Source organism: Sporosarcina sp. FA9 (assembly GCF_051550205.1).
In the GTDB taxonomy this organism is placed as follows: Bacteria; Bacillota; Bacilli; order Bacillales_A; family Planococcaceae; genus Sporosarcina.
The window spans coordinates 1,290,024-1,315,858 of sequence record NZ_CP188819.1 but is presented as its reverse complement, the minus strand read 5'-3'; the positions used below and the strand labels follow the sequence as shown (position 1 = coordinate 1,315,858).

The window sequence follows — 25,835 nt, the reverse complement described above, 5'->3', positions numbered from 1 at the left end:
TGTTAAACCTCGCTTTCATTATTAAACCAAGGGATTCATTATGCCTAGTATACAACAAGAAAGCGTGTTTGACATGGGCGTTTTTTAAATAGGTACCAGTCTTCCAAACTTTAATATTAACCAGAAGAACTAAAACCTGAGTGTGTTGCGAGATTCGGGGAATGTTGCGAAGTTTCGGGAGAACGTTGCAAGGTTTTGTGAAAACGTTGCGAAGTTTTACGAAACTTAATAGACACCGGGCATTCAAACTATCATAATTGTTTCGCATACGGGATGCTTTCTCCATAAGAAAAAACCCCAAAAACCATCTCATGTTAAGATGATTTCTGGGGTTTTGATTAATTTCATACTCATAATACGATGTCTTACAATAGGCCAATCCATTTCCAGTACGTGGCACTGAATAATAAAATGAGTAAGTAACCAATAATCGTAAGTACGATACCCGTTTTTAAGAAGTCTTTTACAGTAAACGCACCGGTTCCATAAGCGAGCATGTTTTGCGGCGCACTTACAGGTAACAAGAATCCAAAACTAATGACAAATTGTTGAATTAGAACAAAACCTACGCTGTTCGCATCGATGGCGATTGTCGTCGTCAGTGCTATGAATATCGGGATTAAAGCGGATGACAAACTTGTTGCGCTTGCAAATCCCAAGTGAATCAGAATGTTGAATGCCGATAGTATTGCGATTGTCGCGAGCAACGGCATAGTGTCAAGTCCCATTGCACCAAATACTTTATCGGATAACCACTGCGCACCGTTTGTTTGTAGAAGAATTGTACCAAGTGCGATTCCGACAGCAAAAACGATGATTGTTCCCCACGGAATGAGCTTCTCCACTGTTTTCCAATCGAACACACCAATTTTCGGCGATAACAAGATGGCTATCGCGATAATTGTAACGGTTGTTGTATCTAAAGGATGCAAGATTTCTTCTGTTGACCAAAGGAGAAGAAGCATAAGAGAAATAACGACCAATCGTATTTCAGATGGTTTCATCGGACCAAGTTCTTTAAGCTTCCCTTGTATTAACTCTTTTCCACCCTCAACCGTTTGTGTTTCAGGTTTAATCACTCTCATCATGACAAAATACAACACAACCGACATAATGATTGACCAAGGTGCGGCATATATAAACCACGAACTCCAAGCAATGGACACGCCCATTTCTTGTTCAATGAAACCTAGAGCAACCATGTTTTGCGCCGCACCTGTCTTAATCCCGACGTTCCAAATTGAAACCGATTGGACAGCAGTGATTACTAACAGAGCAGCGAGCCGACTATTATGCGGCAGACCAAAGGCCGCAACCATTCCTAGCAAAATTGGAACTACTGCCCCGGCACGAGCCGTTGCGCTTGGCACAAAAAATGCCAGTATGATGGAAACAAGGATCGCACCAAAAACAATCGCGCCCGTTTTCACACCAACTTTGGATAATATGTACAATGCCAGACGCTGGTGTAGATTTGTCGCCTGCATCGCAGCCGCAAGAAACAAGGCCGCTGCCACGAGCGCGACGGCAGAGTTCGAGAAACCGACAAGTGCCATTTTAAGCGCGCCTTTCGTACCAAGCAAAACATTCGGATCTTCCATGCTCGGTGCAAAACCAAGTAATACTGTAGTGATTCCAATAATCATTGCGGCACTCACCGGATATGCAACTGCTTCCGTCATCCATAAAATAACGGCAAATGCCAATATTGCAAGTGCGCGTTGTCCCATCACGGGTAAATCAGCTGGCGTCGGCAGTAAAACAATCATGATCATCACTGCAAAAGCGAGCGCAATCCAAATTGGTTTCAAATTACGTTTTTCCCTTAAAGGAGCTGTTGTTTCCATTATGTACTCCACCTTCTTTTCTTTATTCGAACTAGGATATTGAGTCATCTATAAATGACTTAATATTGTTTCACATACTTTTTCTCAGAATAGATAGCTTGCCCCTATTTCAATATTTCTTTCGCCATCTCCTTGATAAGGATTAATGGGTCCACTTCAGCAGGATTATTCATTTTAATTGGATTAATACAATTCTAAATTATAATCGAATTTGGTTATATATGCCATATGGGAAACCAATTTTCCAAAGTTCTGCATAATCGTTCATTCCCTATTTACATACGAAAGAAACCATTTCATTCAAAATACACATCGGAAATACTAAAATCCAAGTATGTTGCGAAGTTTTACGAAATACATTTTTATTAAGCCTAAAGCTATCCATATCAAACAAATGAGTCGCATCGATTCGTAAAGATACCCCAAATACCGTACAATAGACTATTCTAGCTAATGACTTGGATGAGATTTCAAAATGGCGATTGTACAGCTATGTAGCTTTCGATAAGAATAATCAAATCGGCGTTGTTATTCTTTCAAATTGTTCTTTTAATTACAGAATACCTGCAACCATAATGGGAGCAAAGCCTATGATGGAATTAAAAAATGAAGTTAATAACTGAGATTTAGGTAAAAACAAAGAGCCCAATTCATAGGCGAATTTGGACTCTTTGTGGTAATTAATTTAGTTTTCAGATTCACTAAACCTAGGAAAGGTGTGCATCTGATTTATTATTGCTTTAAAGCACCATGCACTTCTGGAATATTATCGATGTCTAGAGCATTCACTTGACAGAAGTGTGCGAGAAAGTTTTCAGCATATTTGATTTGCTCTTCATCTGTTTTTATTAAAATGATGTCTTTTAAGATTTGTGCAGTCCAAATATTATCAAAATAACGGAATTTCCCCGAATTCCAAGTAGTTCTATGAGGATAATTTTTGTTGATATAATAATTCCAGAAAAGCATTTGCTCAGCTTCTTCATTCGTGAGTTCAATTCTAAATTCTGGATCAGACGGAACCATTCCATCTTTGACCACATTATCGATATACGATTCATTTACCATATAGAGGCCAAGAATCTGTCTTTCCGTTTCAGGTTGTTCTGGCCCTCTTGCAGTCAAAAGACCTGCACTGTTCAAACTAACACGAGTTGCTCTGTTGGGTTCACCTTTGTTTTTTCCGCTTTGAACCTCACCAGTAAATACTTGCCAGTCGGTAAATACATTTTCCTGCTCCACATCATCCAGCCAGAAAACAATTTGTGAGCTTTCATGAATTCTATGGTTCTTCATTTTGTCTATACGCGCCTGTTCAAGCATCTGAATTTCTTTTTCTTCTTCGCGTTTCTTTTCAAGAATTTCTTCTTTCAATTGCCTTTGCAAAAAGAGTTTCTTAAAAGTTTTTGCAGTATTTTCGTTCTTTAGGGTAATAAACTTTTCAAATGCATCAGGATAAACAAACTTTTTAATGTTTTTATTAAAATCAACGGTAATAATAGACTCCTCATGTTCCACGATATTTCCTTCACCAAACACTTTATGAGTTATTTCTTCATTAATTAAATTCATTAATACATTCTCCTTAAATTAAGTATTTAGATAATCGTTTTGATACTTATTATTTTCTAACGAGCCTAATTTTTAAAAAAAGTTCATTTGAGTAAATTAAATATAAAAAACAGTTTTCAACTTCAAAAAAACGCACTCAATTCCTTTCTAGAAGAAATTGTGCACGAACATCGAATGCTGTCTCAATAACTGTTATAACAACATTGTACCACATAACATGAAATATTGCAATTTAATGCTTGACAATGGACATTTGGTTATCGTATAATATGATTCTTTATGTGTAAATTATAGAGAATATAATAAATCTTCCTAGTATGAGTCACTAGATAATGGGTATGGAAGTAACAAATTAAAGAGGCTTCACCTATTTTTAAATAATAGAGAGAAGCCTTTTTATTATTACTGAATACTAGATTTTATCCAATACTCGTACCATTAAATCGAACAAACCTGTTTGAACATTTACGACTGAATGATACCTATTACTCTTCTTCGTTCCATTTGTTCAACTTCTCCATAACCAGATCATATGTTTTTTGTGAAATTTCTGGAAGTGTACCGCCCAGCGCTTGCTTTGCTGCGTTAAACCCGCCCTCAATAGCGTTCTTGAGCAGCGCGAATTTACTTTTATCTCCCCCGGAAATGGCATTGGCAAACTCAACGATGCGATCACTAACCTTTTCAGGGCTCTGCTCTCCACCCTCTCCGATTGCAGCTTGCGCTTCCGCACGTGCTTGCTCGTCCACAACCAATTCTTGTTCCCCAGAAGCAACCTCTTTAAAAGTCATTCCTTGTCTTTGAAGAAGATCACGAACTAAGTTCGCCAGTTGTTCAAAGGCTTTTTCACTTTCCGCTTTAAGCCGTTCAATCGTTTTAGAATCTGCTTTAAATGCGGGCTTTTCATACGTAACACTTTGTTCTTTTTCAGACGGGATATACTTATCGACTTGTTGCTTATTTACTGATTCCTTATTCTTTGTATCCTCTTTCTTTACCGTATTATTTTCAAATGGTTGAGGGGTTCTAAAAGAAGATGGGTTTGGTGTAATTTTCATTTTGCTTCCTCCTTTTTATTTACCGGACTATTTAGTTAGTATATCGGCATATAAAAGGATTTTTCCATAGTGTATAAATAGATACCTGTGTGGCGAACAATCCTATTTATTTAAACTTACACGAAAATTTCTTGTATTGGTACGCCAAAAACGATGCTAATTTAAAACATCCCATTCTCATTTGGTGAATCTTCTGGTACCGGTTGGCCAACATCCCACATTTCAACAATCTTACCTTCCTGAAACCGGAACATATGTACAACTGCTGCCCCAAGATCTTCATGATTTTGTTTAAGGTGGGAATAAACCATCACCATGTCCCCCTCTTCAATTGTCCGCTTCACGTCGAACACTTTGTTCGGGTTAATGCCTTCACTGGTCATCATTCCCTGCTTTAATGATGTCATATCCCCTTTGAAATATGGATTATGATGACGTAAATCTTTGCTTACATACTTCTTATACGCTTCCTCTATTTCTCCGGAAACGATAAGCTGAAGAAAGTTCACTGCATCGACTTTATGTGTTTTCAAGATTAACTACATCCTTTCATTATTAAAATCAGATAACCGTGCGAAAAAAATGATGGTAGTTTCTTGCTTAGGTATGCTAAATTTACTCTTTAAACATATGCTTCTTATGCCATTTCAAAAATGGCTTGTTCTTCTCAGTTCTGTTTACAGTCATCCTTTTCGCAAGTCCATACTTTTCGTAATCCTCTTCAGGAATTCGAGATGAAATATGAATTTTTCCTGTTCCGTCAAATGCAATAAAACCGTTCTGATAAAGGGCATCATGATTACGACAAAGAAGAATGCCGTTGTTTGGATTAATGCGTTCTTTGGTCGTACAGTCTTTCCACGGCTTTGCGTAGCTTGCTTGAAGCAGTTCCGGAAGCTCTACTTTGCAAAGAGCGCATTGATCGTTCCATAGGGGCAATAGTTCATTTCTAAATCGCTGATGTCCTAGTCGTAATTTGGTCTTCGTTTCCGATTCGGTTTCAGCAAGAATCGGGATGAGAAAATCGTGTTCCATCTTTTGCACGGTACCCATGACGAATTCTAATTGTTGTTCATCGATTTCATAAATGTTCAAATCTGCAATAAGCTCTACCAGTTTAATCGACAGTTCTTCGTTGCATGGAAAGAGATAGCCTTGATTTCCATTGGCATTCTCTTGAAACGCGGAATACTTAATCGGCAAAAGCGGAAGGATCTCATCGAACGAATCTTCAACCGTTAACGGCTTATCCAACTCATGATATTCGACCTCCACTAAGTACCCTTTTGCATTTTCGCTGCCTGGAAGCGAAATATTGGTAGGCTTTTGCTCTTCTCTGTATCCTGATTTTGCAACACTAATTGCGACAATATCCCCTTTTACATAATGAAAGATACGATCTCCTTCGTTTACTTCTTTCATCCGTTCCCAAAAATGATGAACATTATCGATACTATCTCGCTGCAATGACCAGAGCACACCCAATTCTTTCTCTTCGTCGTATGTACGTCCTTGCATGACTATGTAACTTTGCATGGTTCTTCACTCCTTTACGAACTGGTATATTTCTTCTCTCTTCATTATATCGGATTCCCCATTAATAATGGATTATGTGTAACAAACAATCCTATTTGTTTTAGCGTTCATAAGAGTTTCTATCGTAGGTATTCAAAAAACTTAAATCGTTCCGGCATTGAATTGTTCAATCGTTTCGATAAACTTTTCAATTGTTGAAGTGAGATATGAATTAGAGCGTCTTATAAAAATTGTGTTGATTTTGCTATATCTTTCGGGGAGGCTGTGACATTGAATGACGCCCCTTTTTACCAAGTGCGATACTGCAGACTTCGGAACAAATGTAACACCAAGACCTACTACGACACTACTTAAGATGGTTTCTAATGTACCAAATTCCATTACTTTTTGTGGTTTAACATTTTCGTCTTTATACCACATTTCAAGCCTTGCACGATATCCACATCCTTCAGTAAAACATAGGAAAGGCTCACGTTTTAATTGGTCCAATGATGTTTCTTTTAAGTCCGAAATTAGGACAAGTTCCTCTTTAAATACATCATGTGAAACAAGATCTGGATGTAGTTCCGTTTCCGTAACAAAAGCACCGTCTAGTTTATGATTTAAAACATCCTCTTGTAACCCCTCAGTAACCCCCGAGATGAGAGACATATCCACATTTTCGTATTTCTTGTTATATGCCGATAAGATATAGGGTAATTGAATGACCGTTTCTACTGTGCCTATCTCCAATTTCCCGGCTGGTTCTTCCTTGCTTTGGATGACTTTTTTCATTTCATTCGTTAAGGATAATATTTCCTCACTATATACTAGTAGTTTTTTGCCTTCGGGTGTTAAATTCATCCCGCGGTTATGTCGGTTAAACAATGGCGTATTTAGCTCCACCTCGAGCTTTTGGATTCTTGCGGTAACGTTCGACTGCACATAGTTGAGTTCCCGTGCCGCCGCTGTAATCGTTCCTTTTTGTGCTACCATTTGGAAAATCTCTAAGTCTTTAAACTCCATATTTCCCACTCCTATTTCAATCGCTCTCTTTATGGTATCACTAATAATGATAGACGGCATCATTATCCTTCGTTTTACATGATGTCTATTTTGTTGTTTACTAATATATGGATATTGTAATAGAGAGAATGAATTGAAGGAGAATTTTATTAAATGAAAAATAAAGTAGTACTAGGTGCTTTCTTGTGCTTTATAGCAAGCGTTTCTTGGGGTGCAATGTTTCCAGTGGCGAGTCATGCATTCAATTATATTGACCCATTTTATTTCACTATTTTTCGTTACCTTGCAGTTACAGTAATATTGGTTGTACTACTTCTATGGAAGGAAGGGAAACAAGCATTTCGTTTTCAGAAGAAAGGATTGTCATTATGGTTTTACGGGACAATGGCTTTCGCTGTTTATAATTTACTCATTTTCTGGGGAGAAGATTTGCTAGGTGAACCTGGCGTCATGGTAGCCTCGATTATGGAGTCTTTGATGCCCATGATTTCAATTGTTATTGTTTGGTTACTCAGCAGAAATCGACCACACGGTGTTACATTGTTCTTTGTATTTACAGCGTTTATAGGGGTTTCACTAGTTATTTCAAAAGGTGATTTCGGATTGTTTCTATCATCAACGAGTGACATTATTCCTTCTTTATACATCTTTATTGCAGTTATTGGTTGGGTAATCTACACGATGGGTGGAAGTAGGTTTCGCGAGAACGGCTGGTCTGCACTTCGATACTCAACATTAAGCTGTCTACTAGGAACGATTACTGCGGTAATTGTTGTTTTCCTTGTTACGCTTTCGGGCTATGTAACGGTGCCGACAATGGCGACGATTCAAATTGTTAGTCCACACTTAGCGTTTATGATTATTTTTCCAGGCCTAATCGCACTGCTTGGTTGGAACATCGGCGTCGGTATTCTATCGCCATTAAACGCACTATTGTTCATTAACTTTGTTCCCGTGACAACCCTTGTTATCTCTTTTGCTCAAGGCAGTCAACTGACGATTTATGATTATATCGGAACGGCATTCATTATCGTTTCGTTAATTTTAAATAATGTCTTCATCAGAATGCGTCAGAACAATTTAACAGTACGCGTTATTAGGAAAAGGCTGCAGGAGGTTCTTACTTTATTACAAAACCCTTCTTAAACATACAACTAGAAACATCTCTAGCGCAAATGAACGAAGGATACCCACTAAAAATCTTCACAAATTGTACAAAACATATTGTACAGTTTGTGAATTAATTCACAAACTCTTTTATTCATAAAAAAAAGGCGTAGGATATGAATTAAGTTTGACGACCAAAAGTTTTGAAGTAACTGGTTTATAAACTTCAAAAAATAAATAGGAAGGGAAGAATGTAATATGTGGGTAATTACAGTTTTCGAGAAATTGAATGTTAGGTTTTTTGAATATCAGGATAAAAGAGAAGCAATGTTAGCACTTCAACATTTCGATCGAAATGCTTTATTGTCTTACACAAACTAACGTATTCAGAGCTACTGAAGATTAACAGATACATACAAACAAACTTATGAGGTGATGACATGGTTGAATTAAGAAAATCGCAGTTTGGGAAAAATGTTATAATTGAGGAAAATCCGCTATCAAAATGGTTGTTTTCTAACACGACTTCCGCGTGGATATGGTTAGCGTTAAGAGTATACCTTGGTTATTCTTGGCTTACGGCAGGTATTGGAAAACTTACTTCTGAAGTATGGACGGGTGCCAAAGCCGGCGTTGCACTTGAAGGTTTTATGGGTGGCGCGCTTGCCAAAGCTGAGGCGGGTGAAGTTGCAGGATGGTATGCTTGGTTTTTGGAGAGTGTCGTGATTCCAAACGCAGTTCCATTTTCTTATATGGTCGCCTGGGGTGAAGTGTTAGTTGGAATCGGCCTAATCGTTGGACTCTTAACAGGAATTGCTGCATTCTTTGGCGCAACGATGAATATGTCTTTCTTATTAGCAGGTACTGTGAGCACGAATCCCGTGATGTTTATGATCGCAGTCATCTTAATATTGGCCTGGAAAGTTGCCGGTTGGCACGGGCTGGATCGTTGGGTATTGCCTCGTTTGGGGACGCCGTGGTCAACAAGGAAATGAAGTGAATAAAGTATAAGAAAAATCCATCCTAAATGAGCCAGTCGCTCTAGGATGGATCTTTTCATTATGGAAAGACATTTGGTATGCTTCTTCTATTTTTTCCGTCTTCTTCGTTTTACAATGAGCGTAATGATTAAGACTACTATTCCAACAAAAGCGAGCAGTATTGCATAAGCAGTTACTATAATTCGATTAGGACTTTTTAGGACAGCGAAGAGATTGGAATTATGCTCTACTACTTTTCTATTTTTCATTTGTTCATAGTAAACGGGTATTTGTGGTACACCGTCTATTTTATCAAAAGATTTAAGGTAATTAGCAATCGCATACCATTCTTTCACTTCCTGATTACCGTTCATATAAATTATTTGGTCTTCAAAATTTGTAACAGGTGTTCCCTCTTTTGTCTTTGGAACGATGGACAAAATGCCAAAGGACTTTTCATTTACATAGGGCAACATTTGTGCGGAATATAATCCGGCTACGACTCGGTAGAGCTTATGATCATCGATTTCTTCTTTTGTTCCGTCGAAGTCTTGTAAACGTACATCTGTCACTTTATTAAAAATAAATCGATTCGTATTTAAAGTATAACTTAAACCGGCTACATATAATTGAACCTCGTCCATGATTGGCGTAATTGAAGCATCCACTTCTGCAACTGTCTTCAATTCTTTTCCCGTCAAATAGATATTTAAGAGAGGATATCCAGATATTTCGTCAGGCCCAATCCCTAAAGAATTTACATTAAAAACATTTGAAACTGTTATGTCGCCTTTGCCAAAAGAATCTCTAATGTTACCATAAGGCATAACGGCTGCAGCGATAGGCTCATAATCGTTCCCTTCCAATTCTCGAACTGTGTGGATAAATGAATCTCCGATCAAGTTCCCTAGAGGTTCTTCTTTCAGTTCGATACCTATCTCCGAGAAAGGTGTAAAATCGAATGGTGAGTATGCTAGAACTTCATCAAATTCCATATCAAAATGTCGAAGGTATTTCTCTTGTATCAACTGTTTATACTTCTCAATTGTTTCGGAAGTAGTTGGATCTAAAGGTAATGTATCATCAATTACGATTAATTTATACTCATTTACTTTCCATTTTTTATTTACATCTAGCGAAATATTAAGAACCCCTAAATGTTCCCCGTACTCGCCTGACGATCCTATAATCGTATTCCCTACTAAAATAGGTTCTTTTAGCATTGTATGGCTATGTCCACTAATAATCACATCAATGTCCGGAACTTTTTGTGCAATGAGTTCATCTTCTGATTTTGACTTTTCATCCGACGTACCTGAATGAGAAAGAGCAATAACGAGGTCTACATCCTCATCATTCTTTAGTGTAGCAGCAGTTGACTTAGCACTTTCAATTGCATCATCAAATGTTACACCAGACATAGGGGCGTTACTTGCCGCTTCTTCACCCATCAAACCAAGAATACCAATTCTTATTCCTTTACGCTCCACAATAAGATAATCCTTAACTTCATAATGATCCATCGCCTCTTTTAAAGCTTGTAAATTGGCAGGTATCTTTCCTTCATCATCTGTCGGAAAAATAGTATTCGTTGCGACTATTTTCGGTATCGCATCACCACTGTCTTTGGCAGCTCTTAAACTCGCAGCTAGACCCCTTGCTCTAAAGTCAAACTCATGATTCCCCAATGTTGTAGCATCATAACCCATTTGTCCCATCATTCTAAGTCCAGGAGAATCCGACGCATAGATTGTTTGAAACAATGTCCCCATCGCAAAATCACCAGCATCCACTAAAACGGCATCAGGGTCTTTTTCTCTTTGTTCTTTAATCGCACTATATAACCTTGCATAGCCACCGACTGTATATTTCCCCTGGTTCCTTCGCACTTCAAACGGAAGGAAATTGTCATGTAGATCATGCGTGAAAAGGATTGTGATCGATTCTTCTGGCGAAGCAGAGTTCCCTTTTGAACCATCAACGCTTGTTACTAAAGCAATGATTATTAATATTGAGCAAATCCTCAATAATAGTTTAGTAATTGTAATTCCCCCTTTCGGAATATTAATTTCCATACACTAATAGCAATAAGTACGTCCTGTACAATTTTCCACTATCTTCATTATATCGGAACTGGATGCCTTTAACCGAATAAAAAGTAATTTCTTAGAGAGCACTAGTTTTACAACTTTTCTTCAATTAATGCGTGTATTGCATTTAATTAGGGTATGAAAGAGTAATGATAAAAACAATCTAGAGAGGGTGAGTTTAATTGGGAAATTCAAATAAGCAATCTATTAGAAACCAAGCTGCCTTGGCACCACAAGACTTAAAAAGATTTGTAGATTACTCGATATTCAAATTCGAATCAACAGAGCAGGTTGAAAAGCTAACAAATATCGTCGGACAACAACGTGCCCGTACAGTCATGAATTTTGGTTTACATGTCAATAAACCTGGTTATCATTTATACGTTTGTGGAATAGAAGGTACTGGGAAAACTTCTTACGTTAATTCCATAGTGAATGATTTTGCTAAAAGGGACGGCACCCTTTTCGACTGGTGTTATGTAAATAACTTCGAGGATGAGTACAAACCCAAAGTGTTAAAACTTCCGGTCGGATTGGGTAAAAAACTTCAAAAGTCTATGGAAAACCTTTTGAAAGATTTGAAAGAGGATATTCCAAGCGCATTTAACGATGAAAACCATCAAAAAAACCGCACATCCATCATTAAAAAATATAAAAAAAAGGAAGAACTCATTTATAAATCAACCTCAAAAACGGCTACTGATCACGGTTTTTTAATAAAGCAGTCGGGTACTACGATTTTAACCATACCAATGGGTGAAGACGGACAACCTATAAGTGAAGAGGCGTATGGCTTATTGGATGAAGAACAGTTGGCAACTATTGCAAAAGACTCTGCCAAATTACAAGAAACAATACTAGAAGCTACGAAATCCATTCTTCATTTTGAGCAGGAGTTGAAAAGGTCATTATCTGGCTTCGATCATCAAACTGCCCTTATAGCCATCGACTTTCATATTGATGAATTAGTAAAGATTTATAAAGAGTGTTCCGAAGTAATTCGCTATTTAAAGTACGTTCGAAAAGATCTCGTAAATAACTTTCATATTTTTTTACCCGACGAATCCAAAAAAGATGAAAAACAAATAGGCCTTCTATTCAAGGACGACCATCAAGCGTTGAAAAAATATACAATCAACCTGCTTGTTGATAATAGTGAAACAGACGGCATGCCTGTCATATCTGCTGACAATCCTACTTTTTACAATTTAATTGGTAAGGTCGTATATGAAAACAGAATGGGTGCTATGAATACCGATTTCACAAAAATAAAACCGGGTTATCTCCATGATGCAAACGGTGGCTATCTCCTTATTCAAGCAAAAGATATTTTTACAAAAGGCCTGGCTTGGGAAGGTATAAAAAGAGCATTATTGACCTTTAAACTTCAAATTGAGAATATCGGCGAGCATACAAGCTCCATTGCTACCGCATCGGTTAATCCAGATCCGATTCCCCTAGATATAAAAGTAATTATTATTGGAAACATGGACATCTATCGAACTCTCTATAATTACGACGAAGATTTTCGTAAATTATTTAAAATTCGTGTAGACTTCGATATTGAAATGGAATACAACCAGGACAATATAACGGGACTGGCACGATTTATTCACACACATTGTAAAAAACACGGACTGCGACACTTTGACCGAACAGCTGTAGCAAAACTTGTGGAATACAGTTCGCGTCTTGCAGAGCACCAAAACAAACTATCTACACGATTTAATCGACAAGTGGAAATGATCTACGAAGCAGACGCATGGGCAAACATGATGGGTGACGATCTTATTTCAGCCAAGCATATTGAAAAAGCGATTCAGGAAAAGATATATCGTTCAAATTTAACTGAAGAGAAGATCCAAGCACGTATTGATGAAGGAAGTATTTTAATTGATACGGAAGGAGAAAAAGTTGGACAGGTAAACGGTTTGGCCGTTTACGACTTAGGGGAATATCATTTCGGCAAACCTTCACGTATTACTGCAACAACCTTTATGGGGCGAAAAGGTTTTGTAAATATTGAAAGGGAAAGCCAGATGAGCGGCAACATCCATAATAAGGGTGTGTATATTTTAGGCGGGTATTTGGGTCAAAAGTTCGCCCAAAAGTATCCATTAGTACTGACCGCACATATTGCTTTTGAACAATCTTACGGCGGTGTAGACGGCGACAGTGCATCGAGCACAGAACTGTATGCGATTCTATCAAGCCTAGCAGAAATCCCTATCGATCAAGGATTAGCTGTAACTGGCTCCGTAAATCAAAACGGTGAAATTCAACCAATAGGCGGTGTAAATGAAAAAATAGAAGGCTTTTATAATGTTTGTAAAAATAAAGGGCTAACGGGTAAACAAGGCGTACTCATTCCCCATCAAAACGTCAAAAACTTAATGCTGAACGACGAAGTCATTGATGCCGTCCGTGATGGACAGTTCCATATCTATAAAGTACAAACGATTGAAGAAGGTATAGAAATTCTAACAAACGTTCCTGCTGGACAACCGAACGAATATGGCGACTATGACAAGGAAACCGTATATGGAAAAGTTGCTGCTAAATTACGAATGTTTATGGAAATTTCGAAGGAGCAGGAGAAGTGATTCAAAAGGTGCCTGTGCAAGACATAAATCCAACACTACTATGAATAACGTATAAACTGTGTGATGCACGGGCCCCCCACTTATCTTGAAAAGCTTCATGCATGCTTGTACAATAATAGGAACGATTGATTCAATAGACAGATTGCCTATCCAATTAATTACATTACATCAGAAGGCATAGCAGAAAGGATTGATTAAGTTTTGATTAAAAAAATTGCGGTAATTACCGGTGCTGGGAGCGGATTAGGCGCATCGCTAGCCAAAAAGTATTCAGAGGAACGGTATCACGTTTGTTTACTCGGAAGAACGGAAGATAAATTAGAGCGTACCGCGAAAGATTTACCGAACGAAGATCATTCCATTTTCTTAGTAGACGTCTCCTCTAAACAAGAGGTCTCTCAAGTTTTCACAAAGATTAAAGAAAACTTAGGCACAGTAGATGTACTTGTAAATAATGCAGGAGTCGGCGTGTTTGATCTAGCGGAAAATTTATCAGAAGAAGCAGTTCACCAAATGATTGACATCAACTTAAAAGGGACTATTTTTTGTACGCAGGAAGTACTCTCTGATATGAAAGAAAGAAACAGCGGCAGCATTTTAAACATTGTCTCCACAGCTGGATTAGAAGGAAAAATGACGGAGTCCGTTTACTGTGCTAGTAAGTTTGGCGTGCGTGGTTTCCACGAAAGTTTACAGGTCGAGCTTAAAGAAACAGACATTCACGTATTCGGTGCCTATATGGGCGGCATGAAAACTGAATTCTGGGACGGCATTTTCGACAGGGCTCAAACAGCAGGTTTAATGGACCCAGAAGACATTGCGGACATCATCTATCAGAACGCAAAAGTAAGAAAAGGTTTAAATGTCGAACAAGTTGTAATTAAAAATCATTGAAATTAAATAGGTATCCGTGTGACAAATAATCAGGATTAAGTCAATTGTCCCACGATTAAAATCGCGGGCTTGGAAGAGCCTCGATTGACTAGCCTAAGTCTTTAGTGACTACGTTGTTTGTGTCATGACACCATAGAATGCCTACTCTAGTTCTATGCCCTGTCGCATGTGATTAAAAGCTCTGAGGGAAAGGAGCGGTGTTTCATGCCGAACAAGCACTTACAACTTTGGCGAAGAGTACACAACTCGGAGGAGGGAAACGACATGCTCGTTTACGTACTGAACAAACACGGACAACCACTTATGCCTTGTAAGCCGCAAAAAGCGCGAAAATTGCTGGAACAAGGGAAAGCGAACGTCATCCAACGAACACCCTTTACGATTCAATTGAAATACGGATCCAGCGGGTATACTCAGTCTATTTCACTCGGTGTGGATGCTGGAACGAAACATATTGGCCTTTCCGCAACAACAGAAAAACGGGTGTTATTCGAAGGTGAAGTCAGGCTACGTACTGATATTCAAGAGTTGTTGGCTGCCCGCAGAGCTTTGCGCAGGGCCAGACGAAGTCGGAAAACACGTTACAGAGAACCCCGATTTCTAAATCGGAAGAAAGATAAAGGATGGCTCGCTCCATCCGTTCAAAATAAAGTGGATATGCACGCAAAGATGATTACAAAAGTGCATAAAATACTTCCAATTGTAAACGTAACCATTGAAGTTGCACAGTTTGATATTCAAAAGATAAAGAACCCAAGCATTTCTGGTGACCTATATCAAAAAGGCGACCAGTTGGGCTTCTGGAATGTTCGAGAATATGTCTTCTTCCGTGATAAGCATTTGTGTCAACACTGCAAAGGTAAATCAAAAGACAAGATTTTGAATGTCCATCACATCGAAAGCCGTAAAACGGGTGGTGACGGTCCAGATAATTTACTTACGCTCTGTGAAACCTGTCACAATCAAATCCATAAAGAAGGAAAAGAGCATCTATTTACTCGTAAAAACCCTTCTTTTCGCGATGCTACTCAAATGACGGTGATGCGATGGTTTATTCACCGCAAGGTAAAAGATTTGTACCCACATGTCGGATTAACATACGGTTTCCAGACAAAAGATACGCGCATCCGTCAAGGCTTGGAAAAAAGTCATGCGATCGATGCCCGCTGCATAAGTGGCAATCCACTTGCCACGCCATCCAAAAACACGTATTTGTTTAGGCAAGTACGAAAAAATAATCGCCAACTACACAAGATGACCATTGCAAAAGGTGGCTACCGCAAAGCCAACAAAGCCGAACGATTCGTCAAGGGCTTTCAATTGTTTGACAAAGTGATCTTTGAAGACGCCGAATGCATCGTATTTGGTCGGCGAAAAACAGGCTACTTCGATTTACGGAAAATAGACGGGACAAGCATACACAAAAGTGCAAGTTTTAAAAAGTTAAAGATAGTAGAGAAAGCGAGTACACTACTAGTTCAAATAAGCTGAAGAAAGATAGTGCAGGCTGGCTCCTCTCACGACTGAAGTCACGAGTTTCCGCCAGCCTAGATCTTTATGAACTTTCACGAATGTTTCTTTCATGAGCACGCTACAACTTATAGGAATTGGAGGATTCAATTATGTATGAAGTACTAACCAAAGAACACGATGGTAGTGTTATAGAGTTTATCGAAAATGTGGAAAGTCTTAAAAAACGTGAAGATGCATATAAATTACTAGAACTATTTACCGAAACAACTGGTTTTGAAGCAAAAATGTGGGGACCCAGCATTATTGGATTTGGATCCTATCACTATAAATATGCAACGGGACACGAAGGCGACGCAGCACTGGTCGGGTTTTCACCACGAAAAGCAAAGATCAGTTTGTACGTATCAGGTGGCCCAGAACGAGAACGTATTCTTGCTGATTTTGGAAAACATACAGTTGGAAAATCATGCGTCTATGTCAATAAATTAGCCGATATTGACATATCTGTATTGGAAAAACTAATCACACATTCAGTGAAATTTACGAGTGAACTCTATCCAAAATAGTGAAAGTTACATGTGTGACAAACAATCTGGATGAATTGAACTATCACGATAGTTTCTAGCACAGGTGCTCAAAAATAAATCCCTCTCGTAATCCCCTGTCGTTGGTGTTTACTTCACGCTGTTTCCTAGACTTGATAAACTCGCATAAGACCCCTACTCATTGATGTTCCACTTTATCTAAATGCATTATGCATGTGAATCGAGGCATTCAACATTATGAAAAGGAGGTATTCACCGTGAAAAAAATAGGTTTATTCCTATTATTGACTATCTTACTTATTTTAGGAGCCTGTGACTCCAATTCCAAAGCTGGCGAGGATGGTAAAGAAAACCCAAAGGAGAATATCGAAGAAAAAGTAGAATTGCAAGAAGAGACAGAAGAAGAAAAAGAAGCTACTCCGCTAAGTGTGGAAGATGAGATTATTGCTATGCTTGAAACAAATACGGATTTCCCAACATTTGTTGAAAAGCTTTACTCCCTTCCGAACACAGAGCAATCGGAAATGGACAAAGAAGGAAGCTTACACGGAAAAACGGTTATGGAATGGTCGGGTGTTGTAATTGAAGTATTCGAAGGTGAAATCATCATCTACGCTGGTGACCCGGCTCTTTATAACAATGAAGATTGGAATACAATTACATTGGACAGACCGGAACTAATGGCTTATTCACTCGCTGTTTCAATGCAAGACCCCAAACAGAGCGCAAACATTCATCCAGGCGATATCGTATCCATCAGCGGACGGATTCTTGTTCTAGGAAATGAACAAGAAACAGCTGTATGGGTACTAGATGACGGTTTAATCATTCAGCAATAGTAGCTGTTACTGCCCAACCAATATTCAGAATGCAAACTGAAATAGAAGTCAACAAGACAAAGATCTTGTTGACTTCTATTTTTTCGGGTTCTAGTTGAAACATCTTCTCGCTTAAATTGACACTTTATCAGATCACAGGCACGCTAAATAGTTTTTAGGCAGCATACCTGGGGTTATAGTTATACGATCAATTGAATTTTATTTCCTGATGGATCTTCAGTAACAAAAAATTCATTTTCACTTACAACTGAAACTCCTAGATTCTTTAACTGTTCAATCACTTTTGCTCTTGCTTCTTCATTAGGAAAAACGAGCGTATACCAATTTAAACCGACACTATTTTTCTTTGGAGTCGGAGCACCTACGCCTTGCCATGTATTCAAGGCAATATGATGATGATAACCTCCAGTAGAAGTGAAAATAGCTTGTGGATAATGACTAACAACCGTAAAACCAAGACCTTTCGAATAAAACTCTTCTGCTTTCTGTAGATCAGACACATGCAAATGAATGTGTCCCATAATCGTATCGGCAGGTAATCCATCCCATTCTGCACCACTCACTGTAAGAAGACTTTCTACATTTATCGGATCAGATACCATCTTGACTTCGTCGTTAGACCAAGTCCATTCAGCAGGTGGTCGATCGATATAAACCTCAATTCCATTTCCATCTGGATCCGTAATATAAAGTGCCTCACTGACAAGATGATCAGATGCTCCAAATTGATATCCCGTCTTATCTAAATGTCTGAAAAAGTCAGCTAAGTCCGCACGTGTTGGTAACAATAGTGCAAAGTGAAATAAACCGGATTTCCCTTGTTCTTTTGGCAGTACATCAGCCGGTTGTTCCAGCGTTAATAACCCTGTTTTACCATCTGCTGTTAAAATAACTTTTCGACTTGTTTGCTCCAATACTTGAAAACCGATTACTTTTTGATAAAATTCAAGCGCTGAATCTAAATTTAGTACATTTATATTTACCTCTCCGACAAATGTATTTGGTGCACGATGATAGTTTCTCATATTCACATTCTTCCTCTCTTCTATCTAGTTTAGTGTTCCCTTTTCTACAAAATCTTAATTTTTACCTTCTTTATTAAATAAAGCTTGGTCAACTGCCCATAGCTTACTTCCGTTTGTAGCCAAAAATACCGCAATTACTAAAAATGCAAGATCTAGTTCGTAGCCAACCATTTCTGCTGTTCCTAAGAACCCGACGGCAAGTTTAACCTTCAGTATTGCACCAACCATAATTACAGTGAGCAGTGCAGACACAACTCTTGTTCCAAGCCCTAAAATGAGTGCAATTCCGCCTATTAATTCTACTCCACCTACGAAATAGGCTAAAAACCCTGGAATTCCGATACTATCAAACCAACCTACTGTATTTCCGATGCCACCTTGGAATTTTACAAGCCCGTGTACAAAGAAGCTAATCCCTAATACAATTCTTAATAAAAACGTACTTACCTCTAATTTCTTCATTTTCATTTCCTCCTATGTTTTCTTAGTTTAGTTAGATATATTATTAAACCACTTTGTAAAGTCAGTGTAGTTTTCATTGGATACCGTGTGCCCTTCTGAATATGCACGGAATGTTGATGTGGCTCCTTGCTGTTTGTAAAACGCTTCTGCATCAACGCCCCATTCAAATTGAAGGACTTGATCTTGATCACCGTGTGAAATGAATGCCGATACTTTATCTAGATTTTGAATGTTGTACTCTTCTTTTACGAATGCTGGAATATAACCGCTTAATGCAACAATTCCTTTTATGCGTGCTCCAAGCTTCAGTCCGAGTGTCATAGACAAAATTGCTCCCTGGCTAAAGCCCATCAAGTAAATTTCATCCACATCAATCGGGTATTTTTCCACCGCGTATTCCATAAAACCCTCTAAATCATTTATAGCTACATCAAACCTGTTCCTATGAGGCTTTCCGTAGCTTTCAAGAGTGAAAAAAGCATAGCCCGGCGGCTGTTCTAAAGGTCCTCGTATACTTATAACAAACAGATCTTTTTCGATTCCTGAAACGAAAGGCATCATATTCTGTTCATTGCTCCCCATTCCATGCAATAAGAAAATAACGGGATACTTCTTTCCCGGTTCAATGAATTCCGGACTGCGAAGTTCATAAATAAGCTGCTCTACCATCATTTTCACCTCCTTTTATATATTCCCTTAGTGATATAATATTCCTATAGGTGAACAACAAGTGTAAAAAAAAAGACCGATACTTACAAATGAAATGTTCAATGACTTTTGAACAGCATTGTTAAACGAATGATTTGCATCCTTTTCTCTTTTCTAAATCAACAATGTATTCCTATAGAGATATTTACTTTCTATAACATAACACCCTTTCGTGGATAACGTCAAGAGTTTTATGTTAAAATATAATCAACAACACTATTCTTGGAGGGATCTATGTGGAAATCGGCTCAAAAATACGGGACATACGTAAAAGAAAGAAAATAACAATCGCACAAATGAGCGAACAAATTGGACTCTCAAAAGGGTTCATTAGCAATATTGAAAACGACAATACCTCCCCCTCCTTAAATACATTGCAAGCAATCGCCAGCTTTCTGGACGTTCCGCTACCCTATTTACTGCTCGAAAAAAAGCAGCATATGAAAGTTGTAAGGAAAGCCGAACGGGTAAATACAACATTTAATGGCATAAAAATTGAACACCTCACTACCCAAAGCGGTCTTCGAATGATGCACGTTGAATTACCAACCGGTGCATCGACCGGAGAAGCCATTGCCCATGAAGGTGAAGAGAGCCATGTCGTTCTTAAAGGCACCGTCCTTGCTGAACAAGGCGAAGACTCGGTCATTGCCAAAGAAGGCGATTCATTCAGTTGGAATGCAAGCGTTCCCCACTTTGTAAAAAATATCGGTGAAGATGAAGCCGTCATACTTATTGCTGTATACTCCGAAGATAAATAAAGCTTGCCTGCATGAGAAACAATCATGTTTGTTTAAACTTTCACAAGCGTTTCTCGCATAGGTACGCAACATAATTAGGTGCCTGTGCTTGAAACTATCGTGTTCATTCAAACAATCGTGAATGTTATGTGCGGCTTTATCAACCGTCTTCATCCCTATTTTTCAGACCCAAAAAACGCCAACTCGATTTTCAGGAGTTGACGCTTTTTATTTCTTCTGTTATTGCACCTTTACCTGTTTTCCGATTCAGCCACTTTTTTCACTCGATCCACAAACTCAATTACAACCTTATCAGTGGAAAATAATAAAAATAATTTTAAAAACCATTTTAATGGCTTATTCGTAGTTGTATATTTAAAAAAGGTTTTATGATCATCCAGTTTGACCAGTTCGTATTGAGCGGTAATCTCGAACATTTTAGCTATGGTAAAACCGATTTTCACCTTTTTTTCATTCTGCGAATCTAAATACGCTAATGTTTCCACATTGTACTCCATGATACGCTTTCCTTCTTTGTACTTTTGTGCGTAAACACTTCCAACCATATCTTCGGTTATTTTTATCGGCTGATTGTCAACCACTTGCGGCATAATTTTTTGCATCTCTTCTAACGACCCATTAAAGAGCTTCCAAATTTGCTCAATTGGAGCATCAATCTCTATTTCTTTTGACCAGCTTTTCATAGTTAAAATACCTCCCCCTCTTTTGACCAGATTTTCGTTCTTTTCTTATCTTAATTCTACATCTATAACATAACTTGTTTGTATTTCAATCTTTCCTTTTACACTCGGAAGAACATGTATCGGAGGTTATTAAAATTGAGGAATAGCAGGACATACATATCAAAATAATATCAGGGATATTTTCGCGCTGCGGTTGGTACTACAACTGAAGAAATAATTAGTTGGCATTTGTGTCCTAACCCACCTGCTTTAGCAGGTGGCATATTGTACTATCCATGGTGCTCCATTTATTTTAGCCACATTTTCAGGTGTTGCACTTAATAATACGACTCTTTATTCTTACTCAAAAAGTAATGTTACATTCATATCTTCTACATCATCTGTGTTGATCTAAAAGAATGATATTGCCATCGGGATCCTCAATCGTTAAACTTGCAGGTCCTTCATTTGTTTCATCTGCTTCCGACAACAGCTTAATACCTTTTTCTTTTATCTGCTTTTGAAGGGATCGTATGTCTGTGAACGATTCAAGATTTTCAGCATTTTTATCCCAACCTGGATTAAACGTCAAAATGTTCTTTTCAAACATTCCCTGAAATAGCCCAATGACTGTACTCTCATTTTTCATAATAATCCAGTTTTCAGTAATATTACCACCGAATCCTTTAAATCCTAGGTTTTCGTAAAATGTTTTTGATTTTTTAATGTCTTTCACACTTAAACTGATAGAGAATGTACCTAATTTCATATTTTCTCCTCTCAAAACAGTAGTATTTTGGGAATTATTCCGTATAAATTAAGTTTACATCATTAGATTAATGGTTGCCAATTTTTTTAAGCTATAACCATAAAGGAGCAGTCATTGCCATATAATAGGTATGCTGTGCGACATACAATCATGTTTGTTTAAACTTTCATGAAATTTTCTGCTCATGTACGCGAACTTGCTCTATAATTAAGTGATTAATCCCATTATACTTTTATCAGCGCCGTCAGTTGAGGAAAAGAGAAATCTAGGAGGAAAATCACATGTGGATTCAGCAATTTATTGAAACAACAAGAGGATCGTTCGAGGTTTTTGTGAAAGGGGACGGCAAACCAATTTGTGTGACGCATTTGTATAGTGTCTACAATGAAAAGGGAAACACATTTGCGAACCCATTTACGGAGGATGGCACCGTCTATCTTGTTAATTTACGGGGAGCCGGAAATTCAGTTGAGTCCGTGCAAAAAGATGATTTAAGTATGGCAGACTCTATTATAGATTTGGAAGCGATTCGTGCCGCCCTTCAGATTGATAAATGGGCTTTTGCTGGCCATTCAACGGGTGGAATGCTTGGACTTGTATATGCCATTCAAGCACCCGATTCGCTTACCAGAATTGTCATCGGTGGTGCTGCTGCATCAAAAGCATATATGCAACATCCTGGAAGCATTTATTGTCCAGAGAATCCGAACAACAAGCGGCTAAGGGAAATCTTAAGTTCAATAAACAATCCGACGACACCCGTCGAAAAAAAGAGGTCGTTTAGTCGTGAATGGACCGAAATGTCAATTTATCGACCCGAAAAGTATGACCAGTATTTTAATAAACCGAATAGTGGAAGCGTCGTTCCGGAAAGGCTCGATTATTATTCATATACGGAGCTACCGAACTACGACATAACCGAACAACTGTCACAGATCACGATTCCAACAACTATCTATTGTGGCTTACACGATGCACAATGTCCATATTACTTCTCAGAAGAAATAGCAAATGCAATCCCAAATGCAAAACTAATCACGTTTAACGACAGCAACCACTTACCTTTTGTAGAAGAACCGGAAAAATTTGTGGAGATGGCAGCTAGTATTTAAAAAGAAATATTAAAGCTGTGTCAATAGGGCGTTTGGGGTTACCAGTATTTACCTTCAATCTTTCAATCCTATGTCAATACTGTTACATAGCGTTATCTTCTCTATTTGGGGTATACAATAGAATAAGTTCTATTTCTAGAGGAGTTTTATAATGAATAAGCAACGGTTATCTTGGGTGGATATTACGAAAGGATTTCTAATGATCCTTGTCGTGATTGGTCATTATCCGGGAGAACTGGACTTCCCACTTTCAAAGTATATTTACTGGTTTCACATGCCTGCATTTTTTATTTTAAGCGGGATGTTTTTCAAACCAGCAATTGAAAAAGGTTTATTAAAATCGACAATCCATAAACGTTTCATGCAGTTGATTGTTCCCTACTTATTTTTCCTCATCGCGATTACAATTATTCGTTATGGGCTTCAAATAGGGTCAGGCAATTTGGATATATCATGGTATTTAGATGATGTGTGGAAACTTGTTGTAGGTGGCCGTTTTGCACGTGGTGCGTATGGCGTCTTTTGGTTTGTGACAACGTTATTTTTTGCCTATTTTATTTTCTTATGGCTGACAAAATATTTTAGCCGGATAAAGCAATTCATTATTTTAGCTTTCTTCTATCTAATCGCTCACTTAGAAAGTCTACTTGCAATGCGCGTCATTGATGGTGGACCTGTTGAAGCCTCGCAATCGATTCCAATGGTTTGGAATGTTGATGTTGCACTTATGGCTGTCGTTTACTTTTCACTCGGGTATTATATGAAGGGTATTTGGATGAATGTTTCAAGACCGTGGTTAATCGCAGGACTTATTGGGAGTGTTACTGCGGTTTCTCTGGATTGGCTTAACGTAATTGATTATCATTTAAGCATGAAATTTTTACGTTATGAACACTTCTTTTTTGATGTATTCATTCCACTTTCATTCACTCTGTTGTTGGTTGGTACATTCCAAATCATCGCTTCTAAAATGTCCCTAAAATGGTTACAACAAATCGAGAAACACTCACTTTCTATTATGTACTTGCACATCTTTACAGATATTTTACTAAATGATTATTTCACGTATGGCATTATTGGATTCACAGCGTTTGGTTTAGTAGTTCCAATCGTTACTTCAATTTTCATTCAAAAGTTTTTGCCATATGGAAAACTATTCCTTGGTGGATATTCAACCAAAAAGAATGCAACTCCAATTACGACATAACTTATGCATGATTTTTTTCATTTGGATAGTTCAAGATAATATATAGCAGCGAATGCGATCACTTTAATTGAGTGGTCGCTTTTTGCTCATCAGAATGCAATCCTCAATCATCCTGTTCGTACTGTAAACCACTCTAACGTATGTATAGCCAATTCCAGGGTTCAAAAGCAATTCGGAAATGCGTTGGACACTGGTAGTCGTTACTAGATATTTTCTATCCAGAAACGTTGAACAACTGTTCCATCTTCTTCGATAAAGCTTTTGTCTTCAACGCCCCTATTTTTCACTATCGTTTTTGCAGATCCAATATTGTCAGCATTACAAGTTACCAGCACCTTGTGAATTTCTAATTCCTTGCATTTCTTTAATGCCTCTGCAAGAATCCGTGTCGCATGGCCTTTTCTTCTTTCTATGGGCCTCACACCATACCCGATATGTCCGCCTACATTAAGTAAATAATCTGTCAAATTATGTCGTATGTCGACCATTGCGAGCACCCTATTATTTTCATCCACCAAGAAATAGTTCGTGCTAGGCACCCATTTTCCATCCCCGCTTTCACGGATTTTCAGTGCTTCTAAATAAGCTTCATAGTTCTTGTACCCAGTTAAATTAAAACTACTGGGAGTCATCCGGGGTTCATCCCACTCATTCATGTAATCTTCGTGTTCTTTTTTCCATTCGTTGGATGGTCTCACCAATCGCATACCCATTCCCCTTTTCAATTATTATAACTAACGTTACAATAGAGAACCTATTCAATCCTCAGGCATTGTAATGATTATACCACGTTCTTCAAACACTTCTTGTGCGGCTTTTAATGCATTTAGAGCACGCGGAAATCCTGTATACGGGATTAGGTGCATAATACAACCGACAATTTCTTCCGGTGTTAATCCTACTGTTAGCCCTGTTTTTACATGCATACCAATCTGCGGTGTTCCTTGTGCAACAAGGGCTGAAATGGTTGTAAGAACTTTTTGCTTGTTATCCAATCCCGGACGTGAATAAATATCTCCAAAAGCAAATTCAACTACATATTTACTTAAATCTGGCGCGATATCTTTAAATCCCTCTCCAATATCCATATGGCCAGTTGGATTCTCACTGTCTGGTATAGTAAGTTCCATTAATTTGTCTAAACCTTTTTGATAACGATCTTTTGTCATTTTAAAATCCCCCTTTATTGGAATAAAGTACACTTGTGCAACAAACAATTATTCATCTTTTCCAATAAACAGTTTCTGTCTTAAATAACTTAACCCACTTTCTTGCGTGTAGAGCCTACCTTCTAAACGATCTTCCCTACTTTTGATTATTTGATGTATTAGCGACTTATCTTCAGAAAGTAAATCTTCATCAGAACTCAATTGTCTTTTTTCACGTTTCGTATTTAAATAATCAAGAAAGTTATATAACTCAAGTGCATCTTGTTCAGGAACTATATCAATCATACTCTTTAATTCATCACGATTCACAATCATTCCAGAAACCTCCTACCAGCTTTTAATATAAGTATAGCATCTACGAAATTTTCTTAACACTTAATGAATAAAAGATACCTATGTGACAAACAACCA

25 protein-coding genes are annotated in these 25,835 nt (G+C 38.0%); 10 read left to right on the top strand and 15 right to left on the bottom strand.

Annotated elements, in window-relative coordinates; all coding sequences use genetic code 11:
• Positions 1-365: 365 nt before the first annotated feature.
• The 6 genes from ACP8HH_RS06380 to ACP8HH_RS06355 all read right to left on the bottom strand — a co-directional run bounded on the left by ACP8HH_RS06380 (position 366) and on the right by ACP8HH_RS06355 (position 7,018).
• The gene (locus ACP8HH_RS06380; protein WP_438317446.1) at positions 366-1,847 is read right to left on the bottom strand and encodes a DASS family sodium-coupled anion symporter; all 1,482 of its coding nucleotides are present in this window, start codon (positions 1,845-1,847) and stop codon (positions 366-368) included.
• A gap of 732 nt (positions 1,848-2,579) precedes the next feature.
• Positions 2,580-3,419 (bottom strand): malate synthase, encoded by an 840-nt coding sequence (locus tag ACP8HH_RS06375; protein WP_438317443.1) that lies wholly within the window; start codon positions 3,417-3,419, stop codon positions 2,580-2,582.
• Positions 3,420-3,904: 485 nt separating this feature from the next.
• Entirely contained in the window at positions 3,905-4,477 is a 573-nt protein-coding gene (locus tag ACP8HH_RS06370) for a hypothetical protein (RefSeq protein WP_438317440.1), read from the bottom strand.
• A 161-nt stretch (positions 4,478-4,638) separates the two neighbouring features.
• Positions 4,639-5,010 (bottom strand): nuclear transport factor 2 family protein, encoded by a 372-nt coding sequence (locus ACP8HH_RS06365; protein WP_438317437.1) that lies wholly within the window; start codon positions 5,008-5,010, stop codon positions 4,639-4,641.
• A gap of 82 nt (positions 5,011-5,092) precedes the next feature.
• Positions 5,093-6,013 carry an HNH endonuclease gene (locus tag ACP8HH_RS06360; RefSeq protein ID WP_438317434.1) on the bottom strand — a complete coding sequence of 307 codons (921 nt, stop codon included), beginning with the start codon at positions 6,011-6,013 and terminating at the stop codon, positions 5,093-5,095.
• A gap of 141 nt (positions 6,014-6,154) precedes the next feature.
• Positions 6,155-7,018 carry a LysR family transcriptional regulator gene (locus ACP8HH_RS06355; protein ID WP_438317431.1) on the bottom strand — a complete coding sequence of 288 codons (864 nt, stop codon included), beginning with the start codon at positions 7,016-7,018 and terminating at the stop codon, positions 6,155-6,157.
• Between the two features lie 153 nt (positions 7,019-7,171).
• On the opposite strand from ACP8HH_RS06355, the gene ACP8HH_RS06350 reads away from it, so the two are divergent.
• Positions 7,172-8,164: a DMT family transporter gene (locus ACP8HH_RS06350; RefSeq protein ID WP_438317428.1), complete on the top strand. Its 993-nt coding sequence runs from the start codon at positions 7,172-7,174 to the stop codon at positions 8,162-8,164.
• 401 nt (positions 8,165-8,565) lie between these two features.
• The gene (locus tag ACP8HH_RS06345) at positions 8,566-9,120 is read left to right on the top strand and encodes a DoxX family protein (RefSeq protein WP_438317425.1); all 555 of its coding nucleotides are present in this window, start codon (positions 8,566-8,568) and stop codon (positions 9,118-9,120) included.
• A gap of 92 nt (positions 9,121-9,212) precedes the next feature.
• On the opposite strand, the gene ACP8HH_RS06340 is transcribed toward ACP8HH_RS06345, so the two are convergent.
• On the bottom strand, positions 9,213-11,180 hold the full coding sequence (locus ACP8HH_RS06340) for a bifunctional metallophosphatase/5'-nucleotidase (RefSeq protein ID WP_438317422.1): 1,968 nt from the start codon (positions 11,178-11,180) through the stop codon (positions 9,213-9,215).
• A gap of 197 nt (positions 11,181-11,377) precedes the next feature.
• On the opposite strand from ACP8HH_RS06340, the gene ACP8HH_RS06335 reads away from it, so the two are divergent.
• From ACP8HH_RS06335 to ACP8HH_RS06315, 5 genes are all read left to right on the top strand, one after another.
• Entirely contained in the window at positions 11,378-13,798 is a 2,421-nt protein-coding gene (locus tag ACP8HH_RS06335; protein WP_438317419.1) for a Lon protease family protein, read from the top strand.
• 201 nt (positions 13,799-13,999) lie between these two features.
• Positions 14,000-14,692: an SDR family oxidoreductase gene (locus ACP8HH_RS06330; protein ID WP_438317416.1), complete on the top strand. Its 693-nt coding sequence runs from the start codon at positions 14,000-14,002 to the stop codon at positions 14,690-14,692.
• Positions 14,693-14,956: 264 nt separating this feature from the next.
• The gene (gene iscB, locus ACP8HH_RS06325) at positions 14,957-16,183 is read left to right on the top strand and encodes an RNA-guided endonuclease IscB (protein ID WP_438317413.1); all 1,227 of its coding nucleotides are present in this window, start codon (positions 14,957-14,959) and stop codon (positions 16,181-16,183) included.
• Positions 16,184-16,314: 131 nt separating this feature from the next.
• Positions 16,315-16,731, top strand: a complete 417-nt coding sequence (locus ACP8HH_RS06320; RefSeq protein ID WP_438317410.1) for a DUF1801 domain-containing protein — start codon at positions 16,315-16,317, stop codon at positions 16,729-16,731.
• Positions 16,732-16,967: 236 nt separating this feature from the next.
• Positions 16,968-17,549, top strand: a complete 582-nt coding sequence (locus tag ACP8HH_RS06315) for a hypothetical protein (RefSeq protein ID WP_438317407.1) — start codon at positions 16,968-16,970, stop codon at positions 17,547-17,549.
• 179 nt (positions 17,550-17,728) lie between these two features.
• On the opposite strand, the gene ACP8HH_RS06310 is transcribed toward ACP8HH_RS06315, so the two are convergent.
• Genes ACP8HH_RS06310 through ACP8HH_RS06300 form a run of 3 tightly spaced genes read right to left on the bottom strand, consistent with a single transcriptional unit; the run spans position 17,729 to position 19,705 of the window.
• Positions 17,729-18,574, bottom strand: a complete 846-nt coding sequence (locus ACP8HH_RS06310; protein WP_438317404.1) for a VOC family protein — start codon at positions 18,572-18,574, stop codon at positions 17,729-17,731.
• Positions 18,575-18,628: 54 nt separating this feature from the next.
• Positions 18,629-19,036 (bottom strand): DoxX family protein, encoded by a 408-nt coding sequence (locus ACP8HH_RS06305; RefSeq protein ID WP_438317401.1) that lies wholly within the window; start codon positions 19,034-19,036, stop codon positions 18,629-18,631.
• Between the two features lie 27 nt (positions 19,037-19,063).
• Complete coding sequence (locus ACP8HH_RS06300) at positions 19,064-19,705, bottom strand: alpha/beta hydrolase (protein ID WP_438317398.1); 642 nt, start codon at positions 19,703-19,705, stop codon at positions 19,064-19,066.
• A 275-nt stretch (positions 19,706-19,980) separates the two neighbouring features.
• On the opposite strand from ACP8HH_RS06300, the gene ACP8HH_RS06295 reads away from it, so the two are divergent.
• Entirely contained in the window at positions 19,981-20,505 is a 525-nt protein-coding gene (locus ACP8HH_RS06295; RefSeq protein ID WP_438317395.1) for a helix-turn-helix domain-containing protein, read from the top strand.
• Positions 20,506-20,735: 230 nt separating this feature from the next.
• Here the strand turns inward: ACP8HH_RS06295 and ACP8HH_RS06290 are convergent, their stop codons facing one another.
• Both ACP8HH_RS06290 and ACP8HH_RS06285 read right to left on the bottom strand, forming a co-directional pair.
• Positions 20,736-21,188 (bottom strand): SRPBCC family protein, encoded by a 453-nt coding sequence (locus ACP8HH_RS06290; RefSeq protein WP_438317392.1) that lies wholly within the window; start codon positions 21,186-21,188, stop codon positions 20,736-20,738.
• Between the two features lie 376 nt (positions 21,189-21,564).
• Positions 21,565-21,936 (bottom strand): VOC family protein, encoded by a 372-nt coding sequence (locus tag ACP8HH_RS06285; RefSeq protein WP_438317390.1) that lies wholly within the window; start codon positions 21,934-21,936, stop codon positions 21,565-21,567.
• A gap of 281 nt (positions 21,937-22,217) precedes the next feature.
• Here ACP8HH_RS06285 and ACP8HH_RS06280 point away from each other — a divergent pair, with 281 nt between their 5' ends.
• Positions 22,218-23,048: an alpha/beta fold hydrolase gene (locus tag ACP8HH_RS06280; protein ID WP_438317387.1), complete on the top strand. Its 831-nt coding sequence runs from the start codon at positions 22,218-22,220 to the stop codon at positions 23,046-23,048.
• Positions 23,049-23,199: 151 nt separating this feature from the next.
• Entirely contained in the window at positions 23,200-24,255 is a 1,056-nt protein-coding gene (locus tag ACP8HH_RS06275) for an acyltransferase family protein (RefSeq protein ID WP_438317384.1), read from the top strand.
• Between the two features lie 203 nt (positions 24,256-24,458).
• On the opposite strand, the gene ACP8HH_RS06270 is transcribed toward ACP8HH_RS06275, so the two are convergent.
• Genes ACP8HH_RS06270 through ACP8HH_RS06260 form a run of 3 tightly spaced genes read right to left on the bottom strand, consistent with a single transcriptional unit; the run spans position 24,459 to position 25,739 of the window.
• Entirely contained in the window at positions 24,459-24,962 is a 504-nt protein-coding gene (locus ACP8HH_RS06270; protein WP_438317381.1) for a GNAT family N-acetyltransferase, read from the bottom strand.
• A gap of 51 nt (positions 24,963-25,013) precedes the next feature.
• A complete protein-coding gene (locus ACP8HH_RS06265) occupies positions 25,014-25,424 on the bottom strand; it encodes a carboxymuconolactone decarboxylase family protein (protein ID WP_438317379.1) in 411 nt (136 codons plus the stop codon).
• A 48-nt stretch (positions 25,425-25,472) separates the two neighbouring features.
• Positions 25,473-25,739 (bottom strand): hypothetical protein, encoded by a 267-nt coding sequence (locus ACP8HH_RS06260; protein ID WP_438317376.1) that lies wholly within the window; start codon positions 25,737-25,739, stop codon positions 25,473-25,475.
• Between the last annotated feature and the right edge of the window lie 96 nt (positions 25,740-25,835).

Excerpts from the sequence above, each read along its gene's own strand:
- ACP8HH_RS06300 (WP_438317398.1), bottom strand. The coding sequence starts at position 19,705 with ATGGTAGAGCAGCTTATTTATGAACTTCGCAGTCCGGAATTCATTGAA.
- ACP8HH_RS06280 (WP_438317387.1), top strand. The coding sequence starts at position 22,218 with ATGTGGATTCAGCAATTTATTGAAACAACAAGAGGATCGTTCGAGGTT.
- iscB (WP_438317413.1), top strand. The coding sequence starts at position 14,957 with ATGCTCGTTTACGTACTGAACAAACACGGACAACCACTTATGCCTTGT.
- ACP8HH_RS06355 (WP_438317431.1), bottom strand. The coding sequence starts at position 7,018 with ATGGAGTTTAAAGACTTAGAGATTTTCCAAATGGTAGCACAAAAAGGA.
- ACP8HH_RS06350 (WP_438317428.1), top strand. The coding sequence starts at position 7,172 with ATGAAAAATAAAGTAGTACTAGGTGCTTTCTTGTGCTTTATAGCAAGC.
- ACP8HH_RS06380 (WP_438317446.1), bottom strand. The coding sequence starts at position 1,847 with ATGGAAACAACAGCTCCTTTAAGGGAAAAACGTAATTTGAAACCAATT.
- ACP8HH_RS06305 (WP_438317401.1), bottom strand. The coding sequence starts at position 19,036 with ATGAAGAAATTAGAGGTAAGTACGTTTTTATTAAGAATTGTATTAGGG.
- ACP8HH_RS06370 (WP_438317440.1), bottom strand. The coding sequence starts at position 4,477 with ATGAAAATTACACCAAACCCATCTTCTTTTAGAACCCCTCAACCATTT.
- ACP8HH_RS06360 (WP_438317434.1), bottom strand. The coding sequence starts at position 6,013 with ATGCAAAGTTACATAGTCATGCAAGGACGTACATACGACGAAGAGAAA.
- ACP8HH_RS06285 (WP_438317390.1), bottom strand. The coding sequence starts at position 21,936 with ATGAAATTAGGTACATTCTCTATCAGTTTAAGTGTGAAAGACATTAAA.
- ACP8HH_RS06345 (WP_438317425.1), top strand. The coding sequence starts at position 8,566 with ATGGTTGAATTAAGAAAATCGCAGTTTGGGAAAAATGTTATAATTGAG.
- ACP8HH_RS06270 (WP_438317381.1), bottom strand. The coding sequence starts at position 24,962 with ATGCGATTGGTGAGACCATCCAACGAATGGAAAAAAGAACACGAAGAT.
- ACP8HH_RS06320 (WP_438317410.1), top strand. The coding sequence starts at position 16,315 with ATGTATGAAGTACTAACCAAAGAACACGATGGTAGTGTTATAGAGTTT.
- ACP8HH_RS06275 (WP_438317384.1), top strand. The coding sequence starts at position 23,200 with ATGAATAAGCAACGGTTATCTTGGGTGGATATTACGAAAGGATTTCTA.
- ACP8HH_RS06290 (WP_438317392.1), bottom strand. The coding sequence starts at position 21,188 with ATGAAAAGCTGGTCAAAAGAAATAGAGATTGATGCTCCAATTGAGCAA.
- ACP8HH_RS06375 (WP_438317443.1), bottom strand. The coding sequence starts at position 3,419 with ATGAATTTAATTAATGAAGAAATAACTCATAAAGTGTTTGGTGAAGGA.
- ACP8HH_RS06260 (WP_438317376.1), bottom strand. The coding sequence starts at position 25,739 with ATGATTGTGAATCGTGATGAATTAAAGAGTATGATTGATATAGTTCCT.
- ACP8HH_RS06340 (WP_438317422.1), bottom strand. The coding sequence starts at position 11,180 with ATGGAAATTAATATTCCGAAAGGGGGAATTACAATTACTAAACTATTA.
- ACP8HH_RS06265 (WP_438317379.1), bottom strand. The coding sequence starts at position 25,424 with ATGACAAAAGATCGTTATCAAAAAGGTTTAGACAAATTAATGGAACTT.
- ACP8HH_RS06310 (WP_438317404.1), bottom strand. The coding sequence starts at position 18,574 with ATGAGAAACTATCATCGTGCACCAAATACATTTGTCGGAGAGGTAAAT.